This is a genomic window from Ruminococcoides sp. (assembly GCF_057037865.1).
The window spans coordinates 184,591-208,684 of the sequence record NZ_DBLZMS010000003.1 but is presented as its reverse complement, the minus strand read 5'-3'; the positions used below and the strand labels follow the sequence as shown (position 1 = coordinate 208,684).

19 protein-coding genes are annotated in these 24,094 nt (G+C 43.5%); 16 read left to right on the top strand and 3 right to left on the bottom strand.

What is annotated here, in order from left to right:
- The first annotated feature begins 21 nt into the window (after window positions 1-21).
- From AC2HW8_RS04395 to AC2HW8_RS04345, 11 genes are all read left to right on the top strand, one after another.
- Window positions 22-5,307, top strand: a complete 5,286-nt coding sequence (locus AC2HW8_RS04395) for an InlB B-repeat-containing protein (RefSeq protein ID WP_484327197.1) — start codon at window positions 22-24, stop codon at window positions 5,305-5,307.
- Window positions 5,308-5,745: 438 nt separating this feature from the next.
- Window positions 5,746-7,011 (top strand): EF-P 5-aminopentanol modification-associated protein YfmF, encoded by a 1,266-nt coding sequence (gene yfmF / locus AC2HW8_RS04390; RefSeq protein WP_015523718.1) that lies wholly within the window; start codon window positions 5,746-5,748, stop codon window positions 7,009-7,011.
- A gap of 14 nt (window positions 7,012-7,025) precedes the next feature.
- Window positions 7,026-8,303, top strand: coding sequence for an EF-P 5-aminopentanol modification-associated protein YfmH (gene yfmH, locus AC2HW8_RS04385; RefSeq protein WP_015523719.1), 1,278 nt, complete (start codon window positions 7,026-7,028; stop codon window positions 8,301-8,303).
- 2 nt (window positions 8,304-8,305) lie between these two features.
- The gene (gene lgt, locus AC2HW8_RS04380) at window positions 8,306-9,181 is read left to right on the top strand and encodes a prolipoprotein diacylglyceryl transferase (protein WP_484327196.1); all 876 of its coding nucleotides are present in this window, start codon (window positions 8,306-8,308) and stop codon (window positions 9,179-9,181) included.
- Window positions 9,114-9,965, top strand: coding sequence for a bifunctional methylenetetrahydrofolate dehydrogenase/methenyltetrahydrofolate cyclohydrolase FolD (gene folD, locus AC2HW8_RS04375; protein WP_306541103.1), 852 nt, complete (start codon window positions 9,114-9,116; stop codon window positions 9,963-9,965). Before lgt ends, folD begins: the two co-directional genes overlap by 68 nt.
- A gap of 135 nt (window positions 9,966-10,100) precedes the next feature.
- Window positions 10,101-10,409, top strand: a complete 309-nt coding sequence (rplU, locus tag AC2HW8_RS04370; RefSeq protein WP_021884035.1) for a 50S ribosomal protein L21 — start codon at window positions 10,101-10,103, stop codon at window positions 10,407-10,409.
- Window positions 10,410-10,411: 2 nt separating this feature from the next.
- Window positions 10,412-10,729 carry a ribosomal-processing cysteine protease Prp gene (locus AC2HW8_RS04365; RefSeq protein WP_046431566.1) on the top strand — a complete coding sequence of 106 codons (318 nt, stop codon included), beginning with the start codon at window positions 10,412-10,414 and terminating at the stop codon, window positions 10,727-10,729.
- Window positions 10,730-10,733: 4 nt separating this feature from the next.
- On the top strand, window positions 10,734-11,018 hold the full coding sequence (rpmA, locus tag AC2HW8_RS04360) for a 50S ribosomal protein L27 (RefSeq protein WP_015523724.1): 285 nt from the start codon (window positions 10,734-10,736) through the stop codon (window positions 11,016-11,018).
- A gap of 134 nt (window positions 11,019-11,152) precedes the next feature.
- Entirely contained in the window at window positions 11,153-12,424 is a 1,272-nt protein-coding gene (gene obgE, locus AC2HW8_RS04355) for a GTPase ObgE (RefSeq protein ID WP_021884034.1), read from the top strand.
- A 22-nt stretch (window positions 12,425-12,446) separates the two neighbouring features.
- Complete coding sequence (locus tag AC2HW8_RS04350; protein WP_015523726.1) at window positions 12,447-12,848, top strand: Mini-ribonuclease 3; 402 nt, start codon at window positions 12,447-12,449, stop codon at window positions 12,846-12,848.
- A gap of 4 nt (window positions 12,849-12,852) precedes the next feature.
- Window positions 12,853-13,746, top strand: a complete 894-nt coding sequence (locus tag AC2HW8_RS04345) for a YitT family protein (RefSeq protein WP_117847364.1) — start codon at window positions 12,853-12,855, stop codon at window positions 13,744-13,746.
- Window positions 13,747-13,797: 51 nt separating this feature from the next.
- Here AC2HW8_RS04345 and AC2HW8_RS04340 read toward each other — a convergent pair whose 3' ends face one another.
- Window positions 13,798-14,862: a bifunctional glycosyltransferase family 2/GtrA family protein gene (locus AC2HW8_RS04340; protein ID WP_021884032.1), complete on the bottom strand. Its 1,065-nt coding sequence runs from the start codon at window positions 14,860-14,862 to the stop codon at window positions 13,798-13,800.
- 234 nt (window positions 14,863-15,096) lie between these two features.
- On the opposite strand from AC2HW8_RS04340, the gene AC2HW8_RS04335 reads away from it, so the two are divergent.
- From AC2HW8_RS04335 to AC2HW8_RS04325, 3 genes are all read left to right on the top strand, one after another.
- Window positions 15,097-16,803: an alpha-amylase family glycosyl hydrolase gene (locus tag AC2HW8_RS04335; RefSeq protein WP_021884031.1), complete on the top strand. Its 1,707-nt coding sequence runs from the start codon at window positions 15,097-15,099 to the stop codon at window positions 16,801-16,803.
- Between the two features lie 210 nt (window positions 16,804-17,013).
- Entirely contained in the window at window positions 17,014-17,832 is an 819-nt protein-coding gene (locus AC2HW8_RS04330) for an enhanced serine sensitivity protein SseB (RefSeq protein ID WP_021884029.1), read from the top strand.
- 241 nt (window positions 17,833-18,073) lie between these two features.
- Window positions 18,074-20,278 carry a starch-binding protein gene (locus AC2HW8_RS04325; protein WP_484327195.1) on the top strand — a complete coding sequence of 735 codons (2,205 nt, stop codon included), beginning with the start codon at window positions 18,074-18,076 and terminating at the stop codon, window positions 20,276-20,278.
- Between the two features lie 83 nt (window positions 20,279-20,361).
- Here the strand turns inward: AC2HW8_RS04325 and hisF are convergent, their stop codons facing one another.
- Both hisF and hisH read right to left on the bottom strand, forming a co-directional pair.
- Window positions 20,362-21,117 (bottom strand): imidazole glycerol phosphate synthase subunit HisF, encoded by a 756-nt coding sequence (gene hisF / locus AC2HW8_RS04320; protein ID WP_015523731.1) that lies wholly within the window; start codon window positions 21,115-21,117, stop codon window positions 20,362-20,364.
- 2 nt (window positions 21,118-21,119) lie between these two features.
- The gene (hisH, locus tag AC2HW8_RS04315; RefSeq protein WP_021884027.1) at window positions 21,120-21,743 is read right to left on the bottom strand and encodes an imidazole glycerol phosphate synthase subunit HisH; all 624 of its coding nucleotides are present in this window, start codon (window positions 21,741-21,743) and stop codon (window positions 21,120-21,122) included.
- Window positions 21,744-21,953: 210 nt separating this feature from the next.
- Between hisH and AC2HW8_RS04310 the strand changes: the two genes are divergently transcribed.
- Both AC2HW8_RS04310 and AC2HW8_RS04305 read left to right on the top strand, forming a co-directional pair.
- Complete coding sequence (locus AC2HW8_RS04310; RefSeq protein WP_015523733.1) at window positions 21,954-22,850, top strand: MurR/RpiR family transcriptional regulator; 897 nt, start codon at window positions 21,954-21,956, stop codon at window positions 22,848-22,850.
- Entirely contained in the window at window positions 22,837-24,078 is a 1,242-nt protein-coding gene (locus AC2HW8_RS04305; protein WP_021884026.1) for a BaiN/RdsA family NAD(P)/FAD-dependent oxidoreductase, read from the top strand. The genes AC2HW8_RS04310 and AC2HW8_RS04305 overlap by 14 nt, the downstream gene beginning before the upstream one ends.
- The last annotated feature ends 16 nt before the right edge of the window (window positions 24,079-24,094 follow it).

The following is a 24,094-nucleotide window of genomic DNA, read 5'->3' as shown; positions in this document are numbered from 1 at the left end:
ATATAACGGAGGTGGCGAAAAATGAAAAAACGAATACTTAGTATCCTGCTGACTTTATGCATGATGCTCTGCCTTACGCCGATAAGCGTATTCGCCGAGGAGGTTGGGACAGAGGGCTCTGCTGCGATACAGCTTGGTGCAGATGCACTAAGTGTGTTAAGTAAAAATGTAAACACAGCGACCGCACCGACTGTGTATTTCGGGCAAAACCATGAAAATAATCCCGCTGCATGGCGAGTTATCGGCTATGACGGAAGCGGTGTTACAAGCTCAAAGGGGGATATTACCCTGCTTGCGGCAGGCGCTATGGGGGTTATACCATTTGTCGATACCATATTAAACAACGAATACGCACCGAGTAATTTGAAAACCGCGATAGATGCGCTTGCGGAAAAGCTGACGACAGAAGAAAATGCTGCCGTAAAGAAACGGACGCTGACAAGCGGAAGTTACGACGGAGAGAATACCGACTGTGTAGCGGGAGGGCAGGTGGATAACGCTGTATTCTGGCCACTTTCCGCAAAAGAGGCTATTGCTGTAAACAACGATCTGCGTGCCTTGAATCCTGCACATCCGAATTGGGTGGATAGCGGTTGGTGGCTGCGCTCCCCCGGCTCCGATAAATATCGTCTCGCCGTCGTGCGTAGTGAGGGTTCTGTCCAATACTCTGGGTTCTCTGTCCTCATTTTCAATAATTATCGGACTGTTCGTCCCGCTTTTAACTTAAATCTGAACTCTGTCCTTTTTGCATCTGCCGCTGTGGGCGGAAAGCCTGACGGAGGGCTGACCCCGATTCCCGAATACAGCGGAAACGAGTGGAAGCTGACGCTTTTAGATAGTAGACGCAATTTTGCCGTAACGGAAAAAACTGTCAGCGCCGCCCCCGACGATACCGTTACGCTGAATTACAAAGGGGCGACCACAGGGAAAAATGAATATATCTCTGTCATCCTGGCGGATAACAATGGCGCACAGTATTACGGCAGAGTAGCACAGCCTACTGCCAAAAGCGGAAGGGTTGAAATCAAAATCCCGTCTGACATTGCACCGGGCGACTATACCATGAAGGTATTCAGCGAGCAGTATAACGGTGACTGCAAGACCGACCTTGCAAGTGCTTTTGCGGATGTCACGCTGACGGTGGAAAGTCAGCCTGACGAACAGTTTACCCTCGCCCCCGGCGGCAGATACTATTTTGACCTTTCGGCAATGAATATTTCGGGAACGGTAAACAGCAATCTACCGGACAGCACCCTGCATTATGTGCCTTTTACCTATGCAGGCACGGTCAACGCTTATAAGCTCACATCGGAAATGGCAACCACCGAGGAGTATGCTCAGAAGAATAAATATCCCCACAGCCTATTCATTGCGGACTATGCCGTAACGCATACGGTAAGCTGGGATGACCTGAATACCGCAGGTCTGATTTTCGGCAAGGACTATGCCACAGGCGGTGTGGACTATACCCTGCGTGCGCCGTCCGTGGGAAGTGATAACAGAGGCTCGGGTGATTCAGAACGCGGTACGCCCCAAAGCAACGAATGGGACAGGATACTGGACAAGGACAGCGGCTACATCAAAAACTGGAATGGCATATTTTCGTGGGGGCAGGACACAACAAGATACAACTCGTCGCTCCGTGCGATTCGCGGGTACGATTCGGGCCGACGCTGGAACGACGACGATGCTACGGACTTCCTCCCGCTCGTCGGTTTCCGCCCTGTCCTTGAAGTCCTGAACCCTGACACACTGAGCTCTGACGGACTGAAGGTCGTTACCCTTGACCTTGGCGGCGGAACGCTCGGCGGCAGCTCCGATGCTATTCAAATCATCGTGAAAAACGGCAGCGACTTTACCGCGCCTGCGTCCGACGGCATGACCCGCCCGGACGGAAATACAGGCAGCTACTTCATGTGGCGCGGAAGCAACGGTAAGCTCTACGCGCCCGGTGCCAGTGTTCCGGCGGACGTTACCAAGCTCACGGCGCAGTTTGTTTTATCAGAACAGTTTTCCCTTACCCCCGGCGGCAGATACTATTTTGACCTTTCGGCAATGAATATTTCGGGAACGGTAAACAGCAATCTGCCGGACAGCACCCTGCACTATGTGCCCTTTACTTATGTGGGCACGGTGGGTGCATATTCATTGAAAAATGAAGCCGACAAGGATACCACCCCTTACGAACATAGCTTGTTTATTGCGAACTACAATGTAACGCATACGGTAAGCTGGAATGACCTGAATACCGCGGGTCTGCTTTTCGGCAAGGACTATGCCAGCGGCGGCGTGGACTATACCCTGCGTGCGCCGTCTGTGGGAAGTGATCATATAGGCGGGGGCGATATAGAACGCGGCACGCCCCAAAGCAATGAGTGGGACGCGGTGCTGGACAAGAACAGCGGCTACATCAAAAACTGGAATGGCATATATTCGTGGGGGCAGGACACAACAAGATACAACTCGTCGCACCGTGCGGTTCGCGGGTACAGTTCGGCCCGCTTCTGGCTCTACCTCACTGCTACGAACTCCGGCCCGTACGTCGGTTTCCGCCCCGTCCTTGAAGTCCTGAACCCTGACACACTGGATTCTGACGGACTGAAGGTCGTTACCCTTGACCTTGGCGGCGGAACGCTCGGCGGCAGCTCCGAGGATATTCAAATCATTGTGAAAAACGGCGAGAGCTTTACTGCACCCTCTGCCGAGGGACTGCCCCGCCCGGACGGCATTTCGGAAGACGCGCAGCTGTATTGGACGGATGAAAATGGGAACTGCTATAAACCCGGCGATACCGTACCTGCCGATGTTTCCATGCTTTCGATCACTGGCGACTATGAGGTGATTTACCTCCCCGGCACATACGGCACCGGCAGTGCGGTGACGGATATGAAACCCCACAACAATATTCTTACCCTGCGTGGCGCTTTGTTCACCCGCGCGGGCTACACGCAAGTAGGCTGGTCAACCGTTGACGGCGGCGAAAAGGTATATGGCTTTGAAGATATTTATACCAAAAACGAGGCGCTGACGCTCTATCCCGTGTGGAATACGAATAAATACACAATAACCTTTGATACCAACGGCGGAAGTGAGATTGCACCCATTACTCAGGACTACGGTACGGAAATTACCGCCCCTGACAACCCTACAAGAAAAGGTTATACCTTTAAGGGATGGGATAAGGAAATCCCCGAAACCATGCCTGCGGAGAATATAACGGTTAAAGCACAATGGGAAATCAATCAGTACACAATAACCTTTGATACCAACGGCGGAAGTGAGATTGCACCAATTACACAGGACTACGGTACGGAAATTACCGCCCCTGACAATCCTACAAGAAAAGGTTATACCTTTAAGGGTTGGGATAGGGAAATCCCCGAAACCATGCCGGCGGAGAATATGACGGTCAAAGCACAATGGGAAATCAATCAGTACACAATAACCTTTGATACCAACGGCGGAAGTGAGATTGCACCAATTACACAGGACTACGGTACGGAAATTACCGCCCCTGACAACCCGACAAGAAAAGGTTATACCTTTAAGGGATGGGATAAGGAAATCCCCAAAACCATGCCGGCGGAAAATATAACTGTTAAAGCACAATGGGAAATCAATCAGTACACAATAACCTTTGATACCAACGGCGGAAGTGAGATTGCACCCATTACACAGGACTATGGTACGAAAATTACCGCCCCTGACAACCCTACAAGAAAAGGTTACACCTTTAAGGGTTGGGATAAGGAAATCCCCGAAACCATGCCGGCAGAGAATATAACGGTTAAAGCACAATGGGAAATCAATCAGTATACAATAACCTTTGATACCAACGGCGGAAGTGAGATTGCACCAATTACACAGGACTACGGTACGAAAATTACCACCCCTGACAATCCGACAAGAAAAGGTTATACCTTTAAGGGTTGGGATAAGGAAATCCCAAAAACCATGCCGGCGGAGAATATAACGGTTAAAGCACAATGGGAAATCAATCAGTATACAATAACCTTTGATACCAACGGCGGAAGTGAGATTGCACCCATTACACAGGACTATGGTACTGAAATTACCGCCCCTGACAACCCGATAAGAAAGGGTTACACCTTTAAGGGTTGGGATAAGGAAATCCCCGAAACCATGCCTGCCGAAAACATTACAATCACGGCACGGTGGAGAGATACCGAAAAGCCGACGGGCGAAATTATCATAGGCACGAATAAATGGAATAAATTCTTAAACGAGCTTACCTTTGGTATATTCTTTAAGGATACACAGGAGGTAACTATAAATGCCGTTGATAACAGCGGAGTTGTGTTTGTATCCTATTTGGTAACAGATAAGGAGCTTTCCGAGGCTGAACTGAACTCTCTTGTATTCCGTGCATATGAAGAACCGTTTTGCATAGAACCCAACGGAGAATATATTGTTTATGTAATGCTTGTTGATGAAAATATTAACATAACATACCTTCGCTCCGACCGTATAACGCTTGATAATATTCAGCCTGTAATCAGCGGTATTGAGAACGGCAAGACTTATTGTGAGGCACAAACCGTTACTGTTGATGAGAAGTATGTTGATACCGTTACCGTAAACGGCACGGCGGTTACGCTTGATGCAGACGGAGGTTTTGTTCTCCCTCCGACAAACGGCGAGCAGAAGATAGTTGTCACCGACAAAGCGGGCAATAATGCAGAGATGACCGTAACAGTCAACAACGGTCATACCTTTGGCAAATGGGTATCTGACAATGACGGTACGCATACCCGAAAATGTACCGTGGACGGATGCGATGCGTTTGAAACCGAAAATTGCTCAGGCGGCAATGCCACCTGTACCGAAAAGGCGGTATGTGATGTCTGCGGTAAAGCCTACGGAGAACTTGACGGAACAAACCACAAGGGCGGTGTACAGGAGTGGACTACAAGAACCGCTTTTGTTCACGAACAAAAATGGAACTGCTGTGGCGCTGTGATTGTGGCAAGTGAAGCACATGAGTGGAAAGACGGTGTGTGCCGAGAATGCGGATATGTATGTCTGCATAATGACGCAGATAAAGACCATGTCTGTGATTACTGCAAAAAGACAATCTCTGAGCATGAAGATGCGCCAACCAAAGAAATCAAAAAGGCTGACACCGTAACGGCTAAATTGCCTGATGATTCAAAGTCCCCTCAGACAGGCGACAACAGCAACCTTATTTTGTGGATTGCATTGCTCATTATCAGCGGTGGCGTTATGAAAGGAGTAACGGCATTCGGTAAGAGTAAAAAACATTCTGCCAAATTTAAAGATAAGTAATATTTTACGCTCTGTCATGGAAATATAGTGAATACGGCACAGTAGGTATAGAAACTGCTGTGCCGTATTTCTTTCAGTGCGACCGCTTTTGAAAAACAGGCGCTTTTTCGGTCATCATACGATAAGCAAAGACAAAGAATAAATCCGCAATCCGGAATTTAATGGCAATACTTCCGAAAATCGGCAGACAAGTTTGTTAATAAGTTCGTATAGTTGCATTTGTTTTTATTTATGATACAATTAAAAGGAATAAACTTAACAGATTCTTATGCAGGTAAAATTGCGGTAAAATTCGGAAAATATGCCGATAGCCTTGTACGAAAAAGTAAAATTGTTTCAACCTGCTATTGCACTTTTGTTATTTTTTCTTATATCTCTTTTATAATAAATCAAAATGTGATACAATATGACTGATAATCTGAAAACGGAGTTGATTAAATGAATTTCATCAACAGAAATGAAATTGCAAACGGTGTTTACTTTACAAACATTAAGGACAGCCGTTTTAAAACTATGAAAATCAGCGTGAATATTGTTGTTCCGCTTTCTGTCGAAACAGCGTCGGAGAATGCGCTTGTGGGCGGATTGCTTGTTCGTTCATGCAAAAAATATCCCGATTTTACTGTTCTCAGCAAAAAACTCAGTTCACTCTACGGTGCAGACCTCACTTCTTCGCTTTCAAAACACGGTGAAAGCCAGGTAATTAAAATTTCCGTATCAGGTCTTGATGACAGATATTCTCTTGATGATGTCAGCATTGCCAAGGAACTTTCGGAGCTTTTGTGCAGCGTAATTTTTGAGCCTAATGTCAAGAATAACGCTTTTATTGAAAGCGAACTTGAACAGGAACGCAGACAACTTCTTGATGTGATTGATTCGGAATTCAACGAAAAGCGAATCTATGCAATGGGACAGCTTATAAAGCATATGTGCAAGGATGAGGTTTTCGGAATCAAGCGTTACGGTACAGCCGAAAAAATCAAGGCCGCAACTGCCGAATCACTCTGCAAGGCATGGCAGAATCTTCTCAAAACCGCAAAATTTGAGATTCTCTATATAGGCGACAGCCCTGCCGATAAGGCGAAGGAGGTTTTTGCGAAAGCCTTTGCAAATATCGAAAGAAATGTTGTGACTTCATCTACTGATGTTGTTAAGAATGTTTCAAAAGAAAAACATATTACAGAGGAAATGGAGCTCTCACAGTCAAAACTTGTCATGGGATTCAGAACACAGATTTCCGCAGGTGATGAAGAGGCGGTTGCCGAAAGACTTATGTGTGCTGTTCTCGGCGGTACTGCAAGCTCAAAACTCTTTAACAATGTTCGTGAAAAGCAGAGCCTTTGCTATTACTGCTCGTCCTCCTATGATTCAATCAAGGGCATAATGTACATCAACAGCGGTGTTGAGGGCGAAAATCTTGAAAAAGCCGAAAAAGCTATTCTCAAAGAAATTGAGGACATGAAGAACGGCGAAATTACAGATTTTGAAATTGAGGCAACAAAGCTTGCTGTAGTTAATTCATTCAAGTCAAGCAGCGACAGCGTAAGCGGTATTGAAAACTGGTACACAGGGAGAATCTTTAACGGTGACCTTGAAACTGTTGAAGAAGTTTCCGCTGAGGTTAATGCCGTTACCAAAGAGCAGATTGTAAATGCCGCAAACAAGCTCTTGCTTGATACGGTTTATGTTCTCAAAAATAAGTAAGGGAGGCGGACAGAATGAATATTACAGAAATTAAATCGGAAATTGCAGGCGACAGCTATTATAAAGTTGAACATCCATCGGGACTTACAATTTTTGTTTATCCAAAAGAGGGTTACACTTCTTCATATGCAATTTTCGGCACACGCTACGGCAGTATCAACACAAAGTTTTCCGTTAACGGCGGCGATATAATTACAGTTCCCGACGGTATCGCCCATTACCTTGAACACAAGCTTTTTGAAAGTGAAGAAGGCGATGCGTTTGTAAGATACGCAAAAACAGGTGCAAATGCAAACGCATATACAAGCTTTGAAAAAACCTGCTATCTTTTCTCATGTACGGACAAGTTTGATGAAAGTCTTGAAATTCTTCTCGATTTTGTTCAGGATCCCTACTTTACGGCTCAGACAGTTGCAAAGGAACAGGGCATTATCGGTCAGGAAATCAAAATGTACGACGACTCTCCCGATTGGCGGGTAATGTTCAATATGCTTGAGGGTATGTACCACAATCACCCTGTAAAAATTGATATTGCAGGTACGGTTGAAACAATTGCGGAAATTACAGCCGAAAAGCTTTATGAAGTTTACAATGTGTTCTACAACCTCAATAATATGATTCTCTGCGTTGCGGGTAATGTAACGGTTGACGGTGTGCTTAAAGTTGCCGACAAAATGCTCAAGCCTTGTGAGAAAAAGGAAATCAAAAACTATTTTGAAACAGAGCCTTATGAAATCAAAGAACCTTATGTTGAGCAGACTTTCCCTGTTTCAATGCCTTTGTTCAATCTCGGCTTCAAAGAGAAAGCAGACAAGCCTCTTAACGAAAAGCAGCTTGCATGCACAGATATTCTTCTTTCGGCACTTGCATCAAATACGAGCATACTCTACAGAAATCTTATGGATTCAAACCTCATCAATTCAAGCTTTTCTTATGAACTCTTTGAAGGTCCGGGTTATTGCTCGGTAATCTTCGGCGGTGAATCAAGAGCGCCGAAACAGGCGGCTGAGATGATAAAACAGTATATCTCGGATATTAAGAAAAACGGTATTGATAAAGAGGACTTTGAAATTGCAAGAAAATCTGTTTACGGCGATTCGGTTTCATCGCTCAACTCAGTAAGTGCAATTTCAAATTCAATCATCGACTATGCAATGCAGGGTAACGAAATCTTTGCCTACATTGATGCGGTTGCAAATGCAAAGCTTGAGGATATCAACGCAAGGCTTGCCGAGATGCTCGATGTTGACAACTGTACTTTGTCTGTTGTAAAACAGCCTGATGAGGTGTAATTATGCCGTATCATGTGCAGTTTCCCGGATTTGGCTGGGAATTTGATATTAACCCGATTGCATTTTCAATCGGTGATTACAAGGTCTATTGGTACGGAATAATCATCGCCTGCGGACTTTTGCTTGCCGTACTTTATGCGTGGAAAAGTGCTCCCCGTTACAAGGTTGACGGTTCAAAGCTTGTCAACTGTGTTTTTGCAGGAATGATAACGGGAATTATCGGTGCAAGACTGTACTTCTGTTTCTTCAAATGGGATTATTACGGACAGAACCCGATTGAAATTCTCTATATCAATAACGGCGGACTTGCTATTTACGGCGGAATAATCGGTGCGTTGCTCGGCGGTCTGACTGTTGCCAAAATACAGAAAATGGAAATCATGCCTGTTCTTGACATTGCAATGGTCGGTTTCCTTATCGGACAGGGAATAGGCAGATGGGGCAATTTTATGAATCAGGAGGCATACGGCTCTCCTACGGATTTGCCCTGGAGAATGATGAGCGAGGGAACAGACAACATAGGAGTTCACCCGTGTTTCTTCTATGAATCAATGTGGTGTCTGCTCGGATTTGTACTTCTCCATTTCTACGGAAAATACAAGCAGAAATATTCGGGACAGATTTTCTTTATGTACCTTGTGTGGTACGGATTTGAAAGAACAGTTGTTGAAGGACTGAGAACAGACAGCCTTTATCTTCCGTTCCAAATTTTCGGAGCAGACATAAGGGTGTCACAGGTTCTTTCGACAGTAATTTTTATAACAGGTATTGTATTCTTAATTATAAACAGAAAAAAGGAGGATTCTTTCTATGCAGATTATCGACGGAAAAAAGGTATCGGCACAGGTAAAGGAAGAGGTAAAGAGGCAGACGCTTGAGTTAAAGAAAACTCACAAAATAACCCCCGGTCTTGCGGTAGTAATCGTAGGTGACGATCCGGCGTCAAGAGTATATGTAAACAACAAGAAAAAGGCTTGTGAATTTGTAGGCTTTAAGTCTGAGGAGTATGCACTCCCGGCAGAAACAACACAGGAAGAACTTTTAAACCTTGTTGAAACTCTCAACAATAAGAAGGATATCAACGGTATTCTTGTTCAGCTTCCGTTGCCGAAACACCTTGATGACAAGGCTGTTATTGAGGCAATCAGCCCGCTTAAAGATGTTGACGCATTCCATGCCGTAAATGTCGGCAAAATTATGCTCGGCGAGTATGATTTTCTTCCATGCACGCCTGCAGGCGTAATGGAGATGCTCCATTCCTACAACATTGAAGTAAGCGGTAAAAACTGCGTTGTAATCGGCAGAAGTAATATCGTAGGCAAGCCTATGGCAATGCTTTTGCTCCACGAAAACGGCACGGTAACAATCTGTCACAGCAGAACAAAGAATCTTGCTGAAATCTGTTCACAGGCAGATATACTCGTAGCCGCAGTCGGCAGACCGAAGTTTGTTACTGCCGATATGGTAAAAGAGGGTGCGGTTGTGATTGATGTCGGTATGGACAGGGATGAAAACGGCAAACTCTGCGGTGATGTTGATTTTGAAAATGTCAAGGATAAATGCTCGTTTATCACACCCGTGCCGGGCGGTGTAGGTCCTATGACAATTTCAACTCTTATGAAAAATACTCTCAAGGCTTGCAAAATACAGAATAACATTTGATATACTCAAAAAATATCGGGAAAATTGTTGACAGAAAGTTTTCTTTGTGATATAGTATATAAGCCGCATATTGTGGGTTTTAAGTGATTCGTTCCACCTGCACATAGCGAGCCCAATGTAAAGGATGGTACTAAAATGTACGCAGTTATTCAGACAGGCGGCAAGCAGTACAAGGTAACTAACGATGAGGTTATCTTCATCGAGAAGCTTGACGCAGAAGCAAACGACACAGTAACATTTGATGTTGTGGCAGTCGGCACAGACGACGGCATCAAGGTTGGCACACCGCTCGTTGAGGGTGCTAAGGTTACAGGTGAAGTTGTAAAGAACGGTAAAGGCAAAAAAATCAGAGTTTGCACTTACAAGCCTAAGAAGGGCGAAAAGAGAGCAAAAGGTCACAGACAGCCTTACACACAGGTTAAGATTACTTCAATCGAAGCCTAAAAATGACTACGGTAACATTTTTAAAATCAGATGATATAATTTGCGGTTTTGAAATATCGGGGCACTCCGACTTTGCCGAAGAGGGCAGCGATATTGTATGTGCGGCAATCAGTTCTGCCGCATATATGACTGCAAACACTGTCACCGAGATTTTGCATATTAATGCACAGGTTACCGAGGATGACGGTCTTATGAAAGTAAGAATGTCACCGAATGATGCTTTAAAGGCTTGTGATATACTCTCAGGCTTAAAGCTTCACTTAACTGCTCTTTCGGAGCAATACAAAAATTTTATTAAAGTTAAATTTTCGGAGGTGTAAGGTAATGCTTAAAATAAACATTCAGTTATTCGCTCATAAAAAAGGTATGGGTTCTACAAAGAACGGCCGTGACAGTGAATCAAAGCGTCTTGGCGTTAAGCGTGCAGACGGTCAGAAGGTTCTCGCAGGCAACATCCTTGTAAAGCAGAGAGGCACACATATTCACCCTGGTGAAAATGTAGGCAAAGGCTCTGACGATACACTGTTCGCAAAGATTGACGGTGTTGTAAGATTTGAGCGTGTCGGCAAAGACAGAAAGCGTGCAAGCGTTTATCCTGTTGAGCAGTAATCTCAAAATTTATGAGGGTGGATTTTATATCCACCCTTATTTTTTACATTTCTGTTTATACTAATAACAAACAGGTCTGAGATTCTTTACATTTGTACTGATAATTAAACAGCAAAACTGTTACGGAGAAAAATATGTTTGTAGATACAGCGAAAATTAAAATAAAAGCAGGAGACGGCGGTGACGGTGCCGTTTCGTTTCACCGTGAAAAATATGTAGCGGCAGGCGGTCCCGACGGCGGTGACGGCGGCAGAGGCGGCAACATTGTTTTTGTTGCCGATTCCAACCTTTCAACACTTGCCGATTTCCGTTATAAAAGAAAATATGCCGCAAAAAAAGGCGAAAACGGCAGAGGCGGCAGATGCCGTGGTAAAAATGCCGAAGATCTTGTTATCCGTGTTCCTGTCGGAACTGTTGTAAAAGAGGAGAACAGCGGAAGAATCCTTGCCGATGTTTCGGGTGATGAACCTTATATCGTTGCAAAAGGCGGTAAGGGCGGTTGGGGCAATCCACATTTTGCAACTCCTGTCCGTCAGGTTCCCCGTTTTGCAAAACCGGGACTTCCGGGTGAAGAGTTTGATGTTGTTCTTGAACTCAAGCTTCTTGCCGATGTAGGTCTTGTAGGTTTCCCGAATGTCGGAAAAAGTACCCTTGTTTCCGTAGTTTCACAGGCAAAGCCTGAGATTGCGAACTACCACTTCACAACAATCACTCCCGTTCTCGGAGTTGTGTCAATGGGCGAGGGCTCGTCGTTTGTTATGGCTGACATTCCCGGTCTTATCGAGGGTGCATGGCAGGGTACAGGTCTTGGGCATCAGTTCCTCCGCCATGTTGAGCGTTGCCGTATGCTCGTTCACATTGTCGATGTTTCGGGCAGTGAGGGCAGAGATCCGAAAGAGGATTTCATAACAATCAACAATGAGCTTGCAAAGTTCAATCCCGAGCTTGCAGAGCGTCCGATGGTTGTTGCAGGTAACAAGTGCGATATGGCAACCGATGAGCAAATTGCAGACTTCAAGAAGTTTGTCGAAGATCAAGGTTATGATTTCTTCCCGATTATGGCGGCAATCCGCTATGATGTTGACCCGCTCCTCAAAAAGATTCAGGAAATGCTTTCAAAACTTCCTCCAATCACTCACTACGAGGCAGAGCCTGCTCCGATTGTGACCGTTGATGATTTTGATGACCATTCTGTTATAATCAAGAATGTGAACGGAATCTATACCGTTGAGGCTGACTGGCTGTTGCAGGTCATGAAGGGTATCAATTTTGACGATTACGAAAGCCTTAACTATTTCCAAAAAGTTCTCATAAACGGCGGTGTAATTGACGCACTCCGAAAAAAAGGCTGTTCGGACGGTGACACGGTTTCAATTTATGAGCTTGAATTTGACTTTATGGATTAATATTGCGTGATACGGAGTTAATATGGAAAATACATCTGTTCATTCATTAGCCGATGAAATTTCTCCGCTTACACTTGCCTTTGTGGGTGACGGCGTCTATGACCTGCTTGTGCGTGAATACCTTGTTCGCAAGGCTAACCGCAGTGTCGGAGAACTCAATAAAATAAAGGTTTCGCTTGTAAACTGCAAAAGTCAGGCTGAATTTGCAAAAATTCTTATGCCGACTTTAACTGAAAAGGAGCTTGCTGTTTATAAGCGAGGCAGAAATGCCGCACCGAAATGTACTCCCAAAAACGGTTCTGTTGCCGATTATCACAGTGCAACGGGACTTGAAGCACTTTTCGGATACTTGCAGATTAATAAAGAATTTGACAGAATAAATCAGCTTTTTGAAATAATTATACATACTCGTTTCGGGGAGTGATTTTATGCAAACGAATTTGAAACCGAATTCCCGTCTTGCAAAGGCAGGAACACTATTTTTTGATTATCTTGTAATTTTCGCCGGAGCAGTTCTTTACGGCATATCGGTAGCAATGTTTACATCACCTAACAATGTTGCCCCGGGCGGACTTACGGGTGTTGCCACAATGCTCAACTATATGTTCTCGTTGCCGATAGGTATTATGATTTTTGTGATGAACATTCCGCTTTTCATCTGGGGATTTATCGAGAACGGAAAGGGCTTTCTTACAAGAACCCTTGTTGCAACGGCACTTGTTTCGGTTATGATTGATGTTCTTACACCGATTTTGCCTGCATATACGGGCGATACAATTCTTGCCGCAGGATTCGGCGGAGTGCTTAACGGTCTCGGACTCGGTCTTATCTTTTACCGAGGCGGTTCAACAGGCGGTACAGACATCATCGCACTGAATCTTCACAAGCATTTTCCGTTCATTTCAACGGGTACGATAATCCTTGTGTCCGATATTCTTGTGCTTTTAATGGTATTCTTTGTTTATCACAGCATTGAAAATGTACTCTATGCTTTGCTTGTAATTTTTATCAGCATAAAGGTAATTGATGCTGTAAGCTACGGTACTTCAAGAGGTAACGGCAAGCTTATGTTTGTAATTTCGGACAATTATGAAGAAGTAAGTGTCAATATTATGAAAAACCTAAAGAGAGGTGTAACATACCTCAACGGCGAGGGTGCATACAGCGGTAAGGATAAGAAAGTTATTATGTGCGCAGTCCGTCCTCAAGAGGTTTACAAAATCACATCGGGAATCAAAAATGTTGATCCCAATGCCTTTATTATCGTAACGACAGCAGGCGCAATAAAGGGCAGAGGTTTTGTAAATATTGACAGTAACTGAAAATTATACAAAAATAACGGTGACATTTTCGTGTCACCGTTTTCGTTTGCTTTATTTTCTTTTACTTTTGGGAGTTCTTTTAAGTCTGTTGCTGTCCTTGAAAACCCATATTCTCTGCATTTTGTAATTGACCGTCCACAACAAAAGATCGACAATCGCCTTTGTGAGTGTAACGGGAATCGGCAGGAACCAAAGTGCCGATACAATAAGTGAGCTTGCACACATTATGCAGAAAAACAGAATGAAAAATCTGAGTGCCTGTTTTGCTCCGTTATCCGTATTACCGAAGATGACTTTTCTGTTGATGAGAAAATTAATTCCGCCCGAAACAACTCGTGCCATAAGCGTTGCCAGCATAATGTTAAAGAACATATGTGACGGCAGAATATACGCAAAAATCGTGAATAAAACAAGGTCGATTATCGTACAGCCGATTGATGCCGTCGCAAATCTCAACGGAGTTCTGTAGATAAGGTAGGTGTCCTTAATAAGTCGAAAATTGCTGCTGCAGTTTGAGCAATCGGCTATAATGTTCACAAAGTAAAACGGGACTCTCATGTCGGCACATTTTGTGAGAAAATTCATTTCAAAATCAAAACGACTGCCCTTTGTTTTCATCACCGTGTCATACAGAAATGCAGGAATACCTCGCAGTCCAGTTTGAGTGTCCCTGCAGCTTTTGCCCGTAATAACCTTGAAATATGCCGAGGACAGTCTGTTTCCGATTCGTATATTAATCGGCATTTTAGACTTTTTGTAATCTCTTTTGCCAAGAATCAGACTGCCGTTTCTAAGGTCAAGCATACGGCTGATTTTCATAACATCATTTGCAGTATGTTGTCCGTCAGCGTCACAGGTAATGTAGCCCGTGATATTATAAAGATTATCGTGAGCGTATTTGATGCCTGCTTTAAGGCTTGCACCTTTGCCGTTGTTATTTTTCAGGTGAACAAGATGACAGCCAATACTTGTCAATTCGTTAAAATATTCCGATTTGGGATTAAGACCGTCATTGACAACAACAATATGCTCAGCTCCAAAATTCTGTAATTCATTGCAGAGGTTGATTGTATTTCTGTTTTCACAATAAATAGGAATAATTATCGCGTGACTCATGCAGCTGTTCCTTTCATTTTAATATTTTTAGTATACAACAATTTTTCTTTTGTGACAATATTCAATTTTTTTCTATTGTAAACATTGTAACGATTTTTTGCTCAAAAACACAGTTTGTGTCATTATTGGCGTTTTAATAAAAAAATATGGCAAAAATGCCAAAAACTATTTAAAAATCATATCATTTATGTTATACTGTATCTCAAGTAAGTTAAAACAGAAAGATGGTGAATTATGTTTAAAAAGATATCAGCAGGAATTCTTTCGGCTCTTATGATTACTGCCGTTGCAGTATCGGGTACGGGCTGCTCACAAACTCAGCCGGCGTCAATTGACTACAAAACAGCCGACAAGGTGGCTGACGGTGCGATTCTTCAAGCATTTTGTTGGGATTTCAACACAATAAAGGAGTCAATGGGGGATATTGCCGCAGCAGGTTTTTCGGCTGTGCAGACATCTCCGATTAACGAGTGTCTTGAGGGCGAAGACGGCGGTATGGATCTTTACGGCAACGGAAAGTGGTACTATCACTATCAGCCGACTGATTTCAAAATCGGTAATTATCAGCTCGGTACTCGTGATGAATTTAAGGCAATGTGCGATGAGGCCCATAAGTATGGTATAAAGGTTATTGTCGATGTAATTGCAAACCACACTACTCCCGCAACCGATGAGGTAAGCGAAGATCTTATTGAGGCCGGCGGCGGAAGTCTTGAAACCCTTTATCACAAGGAGGGCAGAACGCCCCTTAATGATTTCGGCGACAGACTTGCCTGCACCACGCATGAGATGGGAGGACTTCCCGACATCAACACGGAAAGACCTTCGTTTCAAAAGTATTTTTTTAATTACATTAACGATTGTATTGCCTGCGGTGCCGACGGTTTCAGATATGACACGGCAAAGCATATCGGACTTTCCGATGATCCAAAAGAAGATGACGGCTTTAAAAATAACTTCTGGGAAAAAGCAACAAAAGAAGTTGATAACGCAGAAAATCTTTTTATCTACGGCGAAGTGCTTCAGGGCGACAATGACAGACTTGCCGACTATATAAAAGAAATCGGCAGAACCACATCAAGCACCTACGGCAGTAAAATTCGTTCGGGAATTGCAAGCGGCAATATCGACACGGCAGTTGTGTCTGATTATTGGATTGGCAATGCAGACCCGAATATCGTAACATGGGTTGAATCCCACGATAACTACATCAACGACTGCACATACAACAATATCGACAGCGAACAGGTTGTCCTCGGCTGGGCAATAATCACGGCAAGAAAAGACGGAACACCGCTCTTCTTTGACCGTCCGTATAACAGTTCAATCGACAATTCATGGGGCATGAACCGAATCGGCACACAGGGTGACGATATGTACAAGGACAACCGTGTTTCCGCAGTGAATTTCTTCAGAACAGCAATGAAAGGTGAAGACGAAAATCTCGTTAATCCTAACCTTGACTCAACTGCTCTTATGATTGAAAGAGGTACAAAGGGAGCTGTAATTGTCAATACAAATGATGCTCTCAAGGTTGATTTTGAAACAAATCTTGCTGACGGAACATATGTTGACCGTGTTGACCGCAAAACCGAATATACTGTTAAAAACGGTAAGATTACCTGTGATACGGATATCCCTGAAAATTCAGTTGTAGTTCTTTATAATGAGGGATACACTGAATATGCAAGACCTGCAAGCGTTGGTGTTGACTCAAAAACAGAGTTTACATACAGCGATGATACATACGAGGTAACTCTCACCTGTTCAAACACAGATAATGCCACATATTCCCTTGACGGCGGAAAGGCTGTTTCGTACAAAGACGGTGACAAAGTAACAATCAAGCACGGTGACAGCGATGTTTCAAAGCTTGAGCTTCGTGCGGAAAATGCCGAAGGCGTCAAAACTTACGAAAGACTTGAATTCACTTATATGTAAAAGATGAATTTTATGCTATGCTTGCACCGATGTCTGTAATGCAAAACCACACATCGGTGCAGAAACAAAAAGAAAAAGACGGAACTTACGACTGCATAATCAAAAGAGATTTGAATTCACCGAATATTATTTTCTTTGACGGTGAATATCCAACGATTTGCAGTATTTCCCTACAAAAATCATACAGCAGAATAACGGAGGTAACAAAGCATGAGCGAACTTAAAGGCGCAAAAATGGAAGGAAGCAAGGTGCCGGCAGAGGAAATCAAGAATCCAGACCTCGTAGCCGCTATTGAAAAGATGCAGGATGACAACACAACCGAAAACATCAACAAGATGATTGATGAGGTTATGAAGGCGAAATTCATTCTCCCTGCAAAGGTAACACCAAAGACAGAGGCTAAGACAACCAACGGTCAGACTGTTATGCAGCAGTCAACCCAGGTTCAGTTCAGACTTCTTGAAAACGGCAACAAGGAAAAGTTTTTCGGTGTATTTACGGACACAGACGAACTTTTCAAGTGGAAAGACACTCAAAATGCACAGAAGGTTGTTACAGACTTTGACAGTATTGCCCAGATGGTAATGGATCCTCAGGCTGATGTAAAGGGCTTTGTAATCAATCCTTTCGGAAAGAGCGTAACATTCCCGAAACAGATGGTTCATTCTTTCAAACAGCAGAAGGACTATATGAAACTCAAAAATCAGACAATCGAACCGGGTTCACCAATCAGTCTCGGCGAGCCCAAAGAATACCCGATTGATCTTATGGCTGCTCTTATTAATCATTTCAGCACAGAGCCGACAGTAAATGCCGCATATCTTCGCTTGATTGAGCAGAACGGTCAAAAGAGCTACTTCATCGTGGTTGATTTCTTCGGTGATATGGAAAGCACATTCGATGCAATCAGCAAGGTTGCAAATCCGTTCCTTGACGATGAAATCCAGCTTTCAATGATGCCGTATTCAATGGATTTTGCAAAAAATGCAGTAAAGGGTGTTGAACCTTTCTACAGAAAAGAAAACTGATTATTTAAATATTGTTTTTGCAAAACATTAAATCCGCTGACAGTTTATGTCAGCGGATTTTTTATGGTTAAAATATGTTGCAATATAGTCAAAAATAAGCTTTATTTAATTAAGTCTACAAAACTCTGCGCAATAACTTGTACAAAGAAACAAAAATGTGATAATGAATTGAAAAAACAAGTGCAAAATGCTATAATAAAAGCAATCACATTGCCCACAATTATGAAATGGAGGAATCAAAATGAAAAGAACAAGAAAAATCACGAGCATTATTCTTGCCGCACTCATGGTGCTTTCAGCACTTGTCGTGTCGGCAGGTGGTGTTTCGGCAGCAACATCGTCAGGTTCAGAGGTGTACTTTGACAACTCAAAGTACGGATGGAAGGATGTTTATGTTTACGCATACGGCACAAAGGAAAATGCCGAATGGCCGGGAGAGCTTATGACAAAAGAGGACAGCGGTCTTTATAAGGCAAGCTTTGCGTCTTCTTTTAAATCGGAAAAAATCATCTTCAACAACGGTCTTGAAAAAGGCAACGGCAAGGAGCAGTATCCTGAGGCAGCAGGTCTTTCACTCAAAGCCGGCGAATGCAAAATGCTCACAGCCGAAAAGCAGTGGATTGATTACGGCAAGCCTGATGATCACGCTTACGGTTATACACTTACAGCAAACAATACGTCTTTTTCAACAGAATCACTTGATGTAAAGCTTGCGTTAAAGAATGCCGACAAGGGCTATTACTCAGTTGACGGTTCAGCTAAGAAAGAGTTTGCAAACGGTGATTCGGTAAAAGTCGGTGAGGGCAAAATCGGCAATTCAAAAGTTACGCTTACACTTTATGCAACAGGTGCAGACGGGGTTGAAACGGAGCAGACATATACCTTCAAAAAGACTTTTACAGCGTCAAAGACAACTTTCTCCGCTAAATCAGACGGCCACACAACAGCGCCTGAGAGCGGCTATTACGGCACAAACCCTGAAATGCAGCTCGGCAAGCATAAGACAATCTCTGTTGACGGTGATTTAAGCGACTGGGACAGCTCAATGATTATTGCTCAGGGTGTTGCAAACGATGATCCCCGAGTTTATATGCCTTCTTCAATGCATGAACAGCCGTGGGATGCTTATGCTCTCTACAGTGCATGGGATGACGATAATCTTTATTTCCTGCTTGAAATGGCTAACACAACATACATAACTTCTCCCGAGGACAACTTCGCCGCATCAAATGAGGCTCGTCCTTGGAGAAACAGTATTCCTATGTATCTTGCTCTGTCAATTGACCCTGCAAAGCAGGCAACAGGCAAGGCAGTAGGTACAAACAAGGACGGTTCTGTGTATACCAATCCATTCGTATGGGGTTGCACAAACGGCACTGCAAAAGATGGAGGCACAGGCTTTACAACTCATATAGACACACTTGTTGCATTTGACTCCAACAACTCAAACGGCGGCGCTTCAATCTTCAAGGCGGATACTCAGGACACAGACGGAACATATATGTTCAACTATGACACAAGAATTCCGATCGGTGTAACAAGCTTTCAGGCTCAGGACAATAAAAACGGATTTAAAATCAAATACGCTAACGGAACAAAGAGTACATCAATCTTCGGTATCAACGCTCCAAAGGGTTCAAGAGTATCAGGAGATAACCTCGATATGAACTCAAACTGGGTTGACTTCTTCGATGAAGGTTACAAGAACTCATACGGCTATGTTTACGAAATTGCAGTTCCGCTCAATACTTTAGGTATTGACCGCAACTACATTGAAACACAGGGTATCGGTGCAATGCAGATTCTTACATACGGCACATCGGGTATGGATACACTTCCGCATGATCCCTCAATGCTCGATCAGGCAAATCTTGAGTACAGCTACGATCCTTCAACCTCACACGAGAAAGAAGATATTGACAATATCACAGTTCCGCTTGCAAGAATCGGTGCGCTTCTTCCCGACACAGAAGTAAACGAAGCTCCGTTTGAGGTTAACTTCGGTGCAAACCTCAATTCGGGACAGAGTGCAGGCACACCTGTCACACTTTTGGCAGAAAGCTATCACGCTACAGGTGATGTAACTTATTCATTCACAGTTAACGGTGAAACAGTTCAGAACTCAAACACAGATTCATGTGTATGGACTCCGTCGGCTGACGGCACATATTCAATCGGTGTGGTTGCAGTTGATGCAAACGGCAACAAGGCAGAGTCAACAAAGACATTCGTTGTAGGTTCTTCTTCATCGGATGAAACTCTCAAAGGCGATGTTAACCGTGACGGCAGTGTAACTGTTGTTGATGCAACACTTGTTCAGAAATACATCGTAAAGCTTGAAGATTTTGACGCAGAAACAATGAAGATTGCCGATGTAAACGGTAACGGCATTATTGAGATTACAGATGCAACATTGATTCAGAAAATCATAGTTAATCTTGCTTAAACGATAAAATTTAATCTTAAAAACTTTTAAGGCGGTTGTGCATATTCTGCATAACCGCCTTTTGTATAAACCTTGTATGTAAATTAAAGCCTTACGGGAATTCCTTTTTCGTTGAGATATTTTTTAAGTTCGGGAATCGGAATTTCACCAAAGTGAAAAAGTGATGCCGCAAGGACTGCGTCAGCCTTGCCTTCCGTAAAAGCATCATAAAAATGCTCAAGTGCGCCCGCACCGCCACTTGCAATTACGGGAATGTTCACCTTTTCGGAAACTGCCCTTGTAAGTGCAATGTCATAGCCTTTTTTCTGACCGTCCTCGTCCATGCTTGTAAGGAGAATTTCTCCCGCACCGAGTTTTTCGCATTTTACAGCCCATTCAATTGCATCCATACCGACAGGAGTTCTTCCGCCGTTCACATAAACTTCCCAGCTGTCGCCGTTTCTTTTGGCATCTATAGCGGCGACAACGCACTGACTGCCGAATTTATATGCCGCCTCGCTGATGAGTTCGGGACGATGAACAGCGGCTGAATTTACGGACACCTTGTCTGCGCCGGCTCTGAGCAGAACATTGAAATCTTCAACGCTTCTGATACCGCCGCCGACCGTGAACGGAATGAAAATTGAATTTGCAACCTTTTCAACCATGTCAATGGTGATGTTTCTTGAATCGCTTGATGCGGTAATGTCGAGAAATACAAGCTCGTCAGCACCTTGTTTGTCATACTGCATTGCAGATTCAACGGGATCGCCTGCGTCAACAAGATTTACAAAACTCATACCTTTTACAACTCTGCCGTTTTTTACATCAAGACATGGAATTATTCTTTTTGCGTACATATTTATTCCTCCCTGCCTTTTACAATGTCAGCAAAATTTCTGAGAATTTTAAGTCCCGTTTTGCCGCTTTTTTCGGGGTGAAACTGAGTTGCAAAAACATTGCCTTTTTCAACAGCGGCGTCAATCGTAACACCGTATTCCGTCTGAGCCGAAACAATGCTCCTGTCGCTTGCGTTCAAAAAATATGAGTGAACAAAATAAACGTATGCATTCTGTTCGATGCCTTTGAAAAGTTTGCTCTTTTCATTGATTTTAAGGCTGTTCCAACCGATGTGCGGAATCTTTAAGCCTTCGCCTGACGGAATCTTTGTGATTGCACCGTCAAAAACCGAAAGACCTTTTACATTCGGACTTTCTTCACTTTCGGGGAAGAGGAGCTGAAGTCCAAGACAAATGCCTAAAAACGGTTTTTCACTGTTTATGTACTCAATAACCGTGTCTTTAATGCCGTATGAATTCATTGTGTCCATTGTATCGCCAAACGAACCGACACCCGGCAAAACAGCACCGTCTGCATTCATAATTTCGTCTTTATCTCTTGTAATCACACATTCACAGCCGATATGCTTTAACGCTTTGTAAACACTGCGGATATTGCCTGCGCCGTAATCAATAACTGCTATCATTTTTATCAACTCCGTCATTTGCTTTCTGTTAAACAATTTTACCATACAACATTTATTATTGCAACATAAACCGACGCATATTTCATAATTTCGTAAAATTTACAATAATTTAATTTATATCTTATTGTAAATTGCAAGTTCTTGTGTTAAAATGAATTAGTTAAGACAGTGTGTCTGTTTTTACTATTTATAATGGGAGATATTAAAAAAATGATTACTCATTTGCTCACAAGAATAGATTTAATGATGAATTCCCTCTCAAAGGGACAAAAAAGGATTGCTCTTTTTATTGAAGAGCATTACGATAAGGCGGCATTTATGACCGCATCAAAGCTTGGTGAAACTGTTGGAGTCAGCGAGAGTACGGTTGTTCGTTTTGCAACCGAGCTCGGCTATGACGGCTACCCTAAGCTTCAAAAAGCAATGCAGGAGATGATTCGCAACAAGCTCACATCTGTTCAGCGAATTGAAGTTACCTCCAACCGTATCGGCAATGACAATGTGCTTGACAGCGTTCTTAATCAGGATATCGATAAAATCCGCAGAACAATTGAAGAAACATCTCATGAGGATTTTGCCCGTGCAGTTGATGAAATTTGCAAGGCAGAGCGTATTTACATATTCGGTGTGCGTTCAACAGCCGCAATCGCAAACTTCCTTGCATACTATTTTGAAATGATTTTTGACAATGTGCGTGTTATCACAAGCGGCAGTCAAACCGAAACATTTGAACAGATTTTCAGAATCACCGACAAAGATGTTATGATCGGTATTTCATTTCCCCGTTACAGTTCAATGTCGGTTGAGGCAATGGACTTTGCCCGTTCAAGGGGTGCTCACGCAATTGCAATCACGGACAGTATGGTTTCTCCTCTTGTTCAGAGTGCCGATTCCGTGCTTATTGCAAGAAGCGATATGGCGTCAATTGTAGACTCACTTGTTGCACCGTTAAGCCTTATCAACGCTCTTATTGTTGCAACCGTGCTTAAAAAGAAGGATGAAGTTTCCGACACATTCCGCAGACTTGAACTTGTGTGGAACCGTGACGGAGTTTACACCAACCGTGACAGAGAAATAATGGGTAATATAGAAGATGATGATAAGTAAAAAAGTTGTGGTAATCGGAGCAGGTGCGGCAGGTCTTATGGCGGGTGCAACTGCGGCGCTCTATGGTGCATCAGTTACGATAATCGAAAAGAACAAGCGTGTCGGCAGGAAAATTATGATAACGGGCAAAGGAAGGTGTAACCTTGCCAACAACTGCGATGTGCAGACTTTTATCAATAATGTTCCCGTGAACGGAAGATTTCTCTATTCTGCAATCAATGCATTTACTCCCGAGGATACAATCGAATTTTTTGAATCCAAAGGACTTAAAACAAAGACCGAAAGGGGAAATCGTGTGTTCCCTGCATCCGATAAATCGGTTGATGTTGTTGATACAATGCATGATTATGCCGTTGAATCGGGTTGTAAAATCGTGTGTGATACGGCAAACGCTCTTATTCTTGAGGACGGTGCCGTTATAGGTGTTAAGTGTGAAGAAAATACCTACTATGCCGACAGCGTAATTATCTGTTGCGGCGGTAAAAGCTATCCGCTTACGGGCTCAACAGGTGACGGCTATACACTTGCAAAACAGGCAGGACACACAATCGTTCCGCTCAAACCGTCGCTCGTGCCGTTTACTTCCGGTGATAAACAATGCAAGGATATGCAGGGACTTGCCCTCAAAAATGTTGCGCTCAGAATAGTTGATAAGAACAGTAAAAAGACTGTTTACAGCGACTTCGGCGAAATGCTTTTTACACATTTTGGGATGAGCGGCCCGATGATTTTATCGGCAAGCTCTCACATCCGTGATATTCAGCCCGACCGTTATATTGCGGAAATTGACCTCAAGCCGGCACTTGATTTTGAACACCTCGACAGGCGTATTCAGAACGATTTCAAAGAGAATTCAAACCGTGATGTTTCAAACGCATTTTCAAAGCTTTTGCCGAGAAAAATCATAGTACCCGTTCTCAAACGCTGGGGAGTTCCCTTTGACAAAAAGTGTAATTCAATTACAAAAGAGGAGCGACATGCTCTTTGTGAAATTCTCAAATGCTTTACGGTTGAAATCAGCGGTTTCAGACCGATTGAGGAGGCAATCATAACCTCAGGCGGTGTAAAAACTTCCGAAATCAACCCGAAAACCATGGAAAGCAAGCTTGTAAGCGGCCTGTATTTTGCAGGTGAAGTAATCGACTGCGACGCCTACACAGGCGGTTTTAATCTCCAGATTGCATGGAGTACAGGACGGCTTGCCGGAGAAAACAGTGCATATATCTGATTTGATTATACATAAT

Excerpts from the sequence above, each read along its gene's own strand:
- yfmH (WP_015523719.1), top strand. The coding sequence starts at position 7,026 with ATGAATATTACAGAAATTAAATCGGAAATTGCAGGCGACAGCTATTAT.
- AC2HW8_RS04305 (WP_021884026.1), top strand. The coding sequence starts at position 22,837 with ATGATGATAAGTAAAAAAGTTGTGGTAATCGGAGCAGGTGCGGCAGGT.
- AC2HW8_RS04350 (WP_015523726.1), top strand. The coding sequence starts at position 12,447 with ATGGAAAATACATCTGTTCATTCATTAGCCGATGAAATTTCTCCGCTT.
- lgt (WP_484327196.1), top strand. The coding sequence starts at position 8,306 with ATGCCGTATCATGTGCAGTTTCCCGGATTTGGCTGGGAATTTGATATT.
- folD (WP_306541103.1), top strand. The coding sequence starts at position 9,114 with ATGCAGATTATCGACGGAAAAAAGGTATCGGCACAGGTAAAGGAAGAG.
- yfmF (WP_015523718.1), top strand. The coding sequence starts at position 5,746 with ATGAATTTCATCAACAGAAATGAAATTGCAAACGGTGTTTACTTTACA.
- AC2HW8_RS04395 (WP_484327197.1), top strand. The coding sequence starts at position 22 with ATGAAAAAACGAATACTTAGTATCCTGCTGACTTTATGCATGATGCTC.
- hisF (WP_015523731.1), bottom strand. The coding sequence starts at position 21,117 with ATGTACGCAAAAAGAATAATTCCATGTCTTGATGTAAAAAACGGCAGA.
- AC2HW8_RS04335 (WP_021884031.1), top strand. The coding sequence starts at position 15,097 with ATGTTTAAAAAGATATCAGCAGGAATTCTTTCGGCTCTTATGATTACT.
- AC2HW8_RS04340 (WP_021884032.1), bottom strand. The coding sequence starts at position 14,862 with ATGAGTCACGCGATAATTATTCCTATTTATTGTGAAAACAGAAATACA.
- AC2HW8_RS04325 (WP_484327195.1), top strand. The coding sequence starts at position 18,074 with ATGAAAAGAACAAGAAAAATCACGAGCATTATTCTTGCCGCACTCATG.
- hisH (WP_021884027.1), bottom strand. The coding sequence starts at position 21,743 with ATGATAGCAGTTATTGATTACGGCGCAGGCAATATCCGCAGTGTTTAC.
- AC2HW8_RS04365 (WP_046431566.1), top strand. The coding sequence starts at position 10,412 with ATGACTACGGTAACATTTTTAAAATCAGATGATATAATTTGCGGTTTT.
- AC2HW8_RS04310 (WP_015523733.1), top strand. The coding sequence starts at position 21,954 with ATGATTACTCATTTGCTCACAAGAATAGATTTAATGATGAATTCCCTC.
- AC2HW8_RS04330 (WP_021884029.1), top strand. The coding sequence starts at position 17,014 with ATGAGCGAACTTAAAGGCGCAAAAATGGAAGGAAGCAAGGTGCCGGCA.
- obgE (WP_021884034.1), top strand. The coding sequence starts at position 11,153 with ATGTTTGTAGATACAGCGAAAATTAAAATAAAAGCAGGAGACGGCGGT.
- rpmA (WP_015523724.1), top strand. The coding sequence starts at position 10,734 with ATGCTTAAAATAAACATTCAGTTATTCGCTCATAAAAAAGGTATGGGT.
- AC2HW8_RS04345 (WP_117847364.1), top strand. The coding sequence starts at position 12,853 with ATGCAAACGAATTTGAAACCGAATTCCCGTCTTGCAAAGGCAGGAACA.
- rplU (WP_021884035.1), top strand. The coding sequence starts at position 10,101 with ATGTACGCAGTTATTCAGACAGGCGGCAAGCAGTACAAGGTAACTAAC.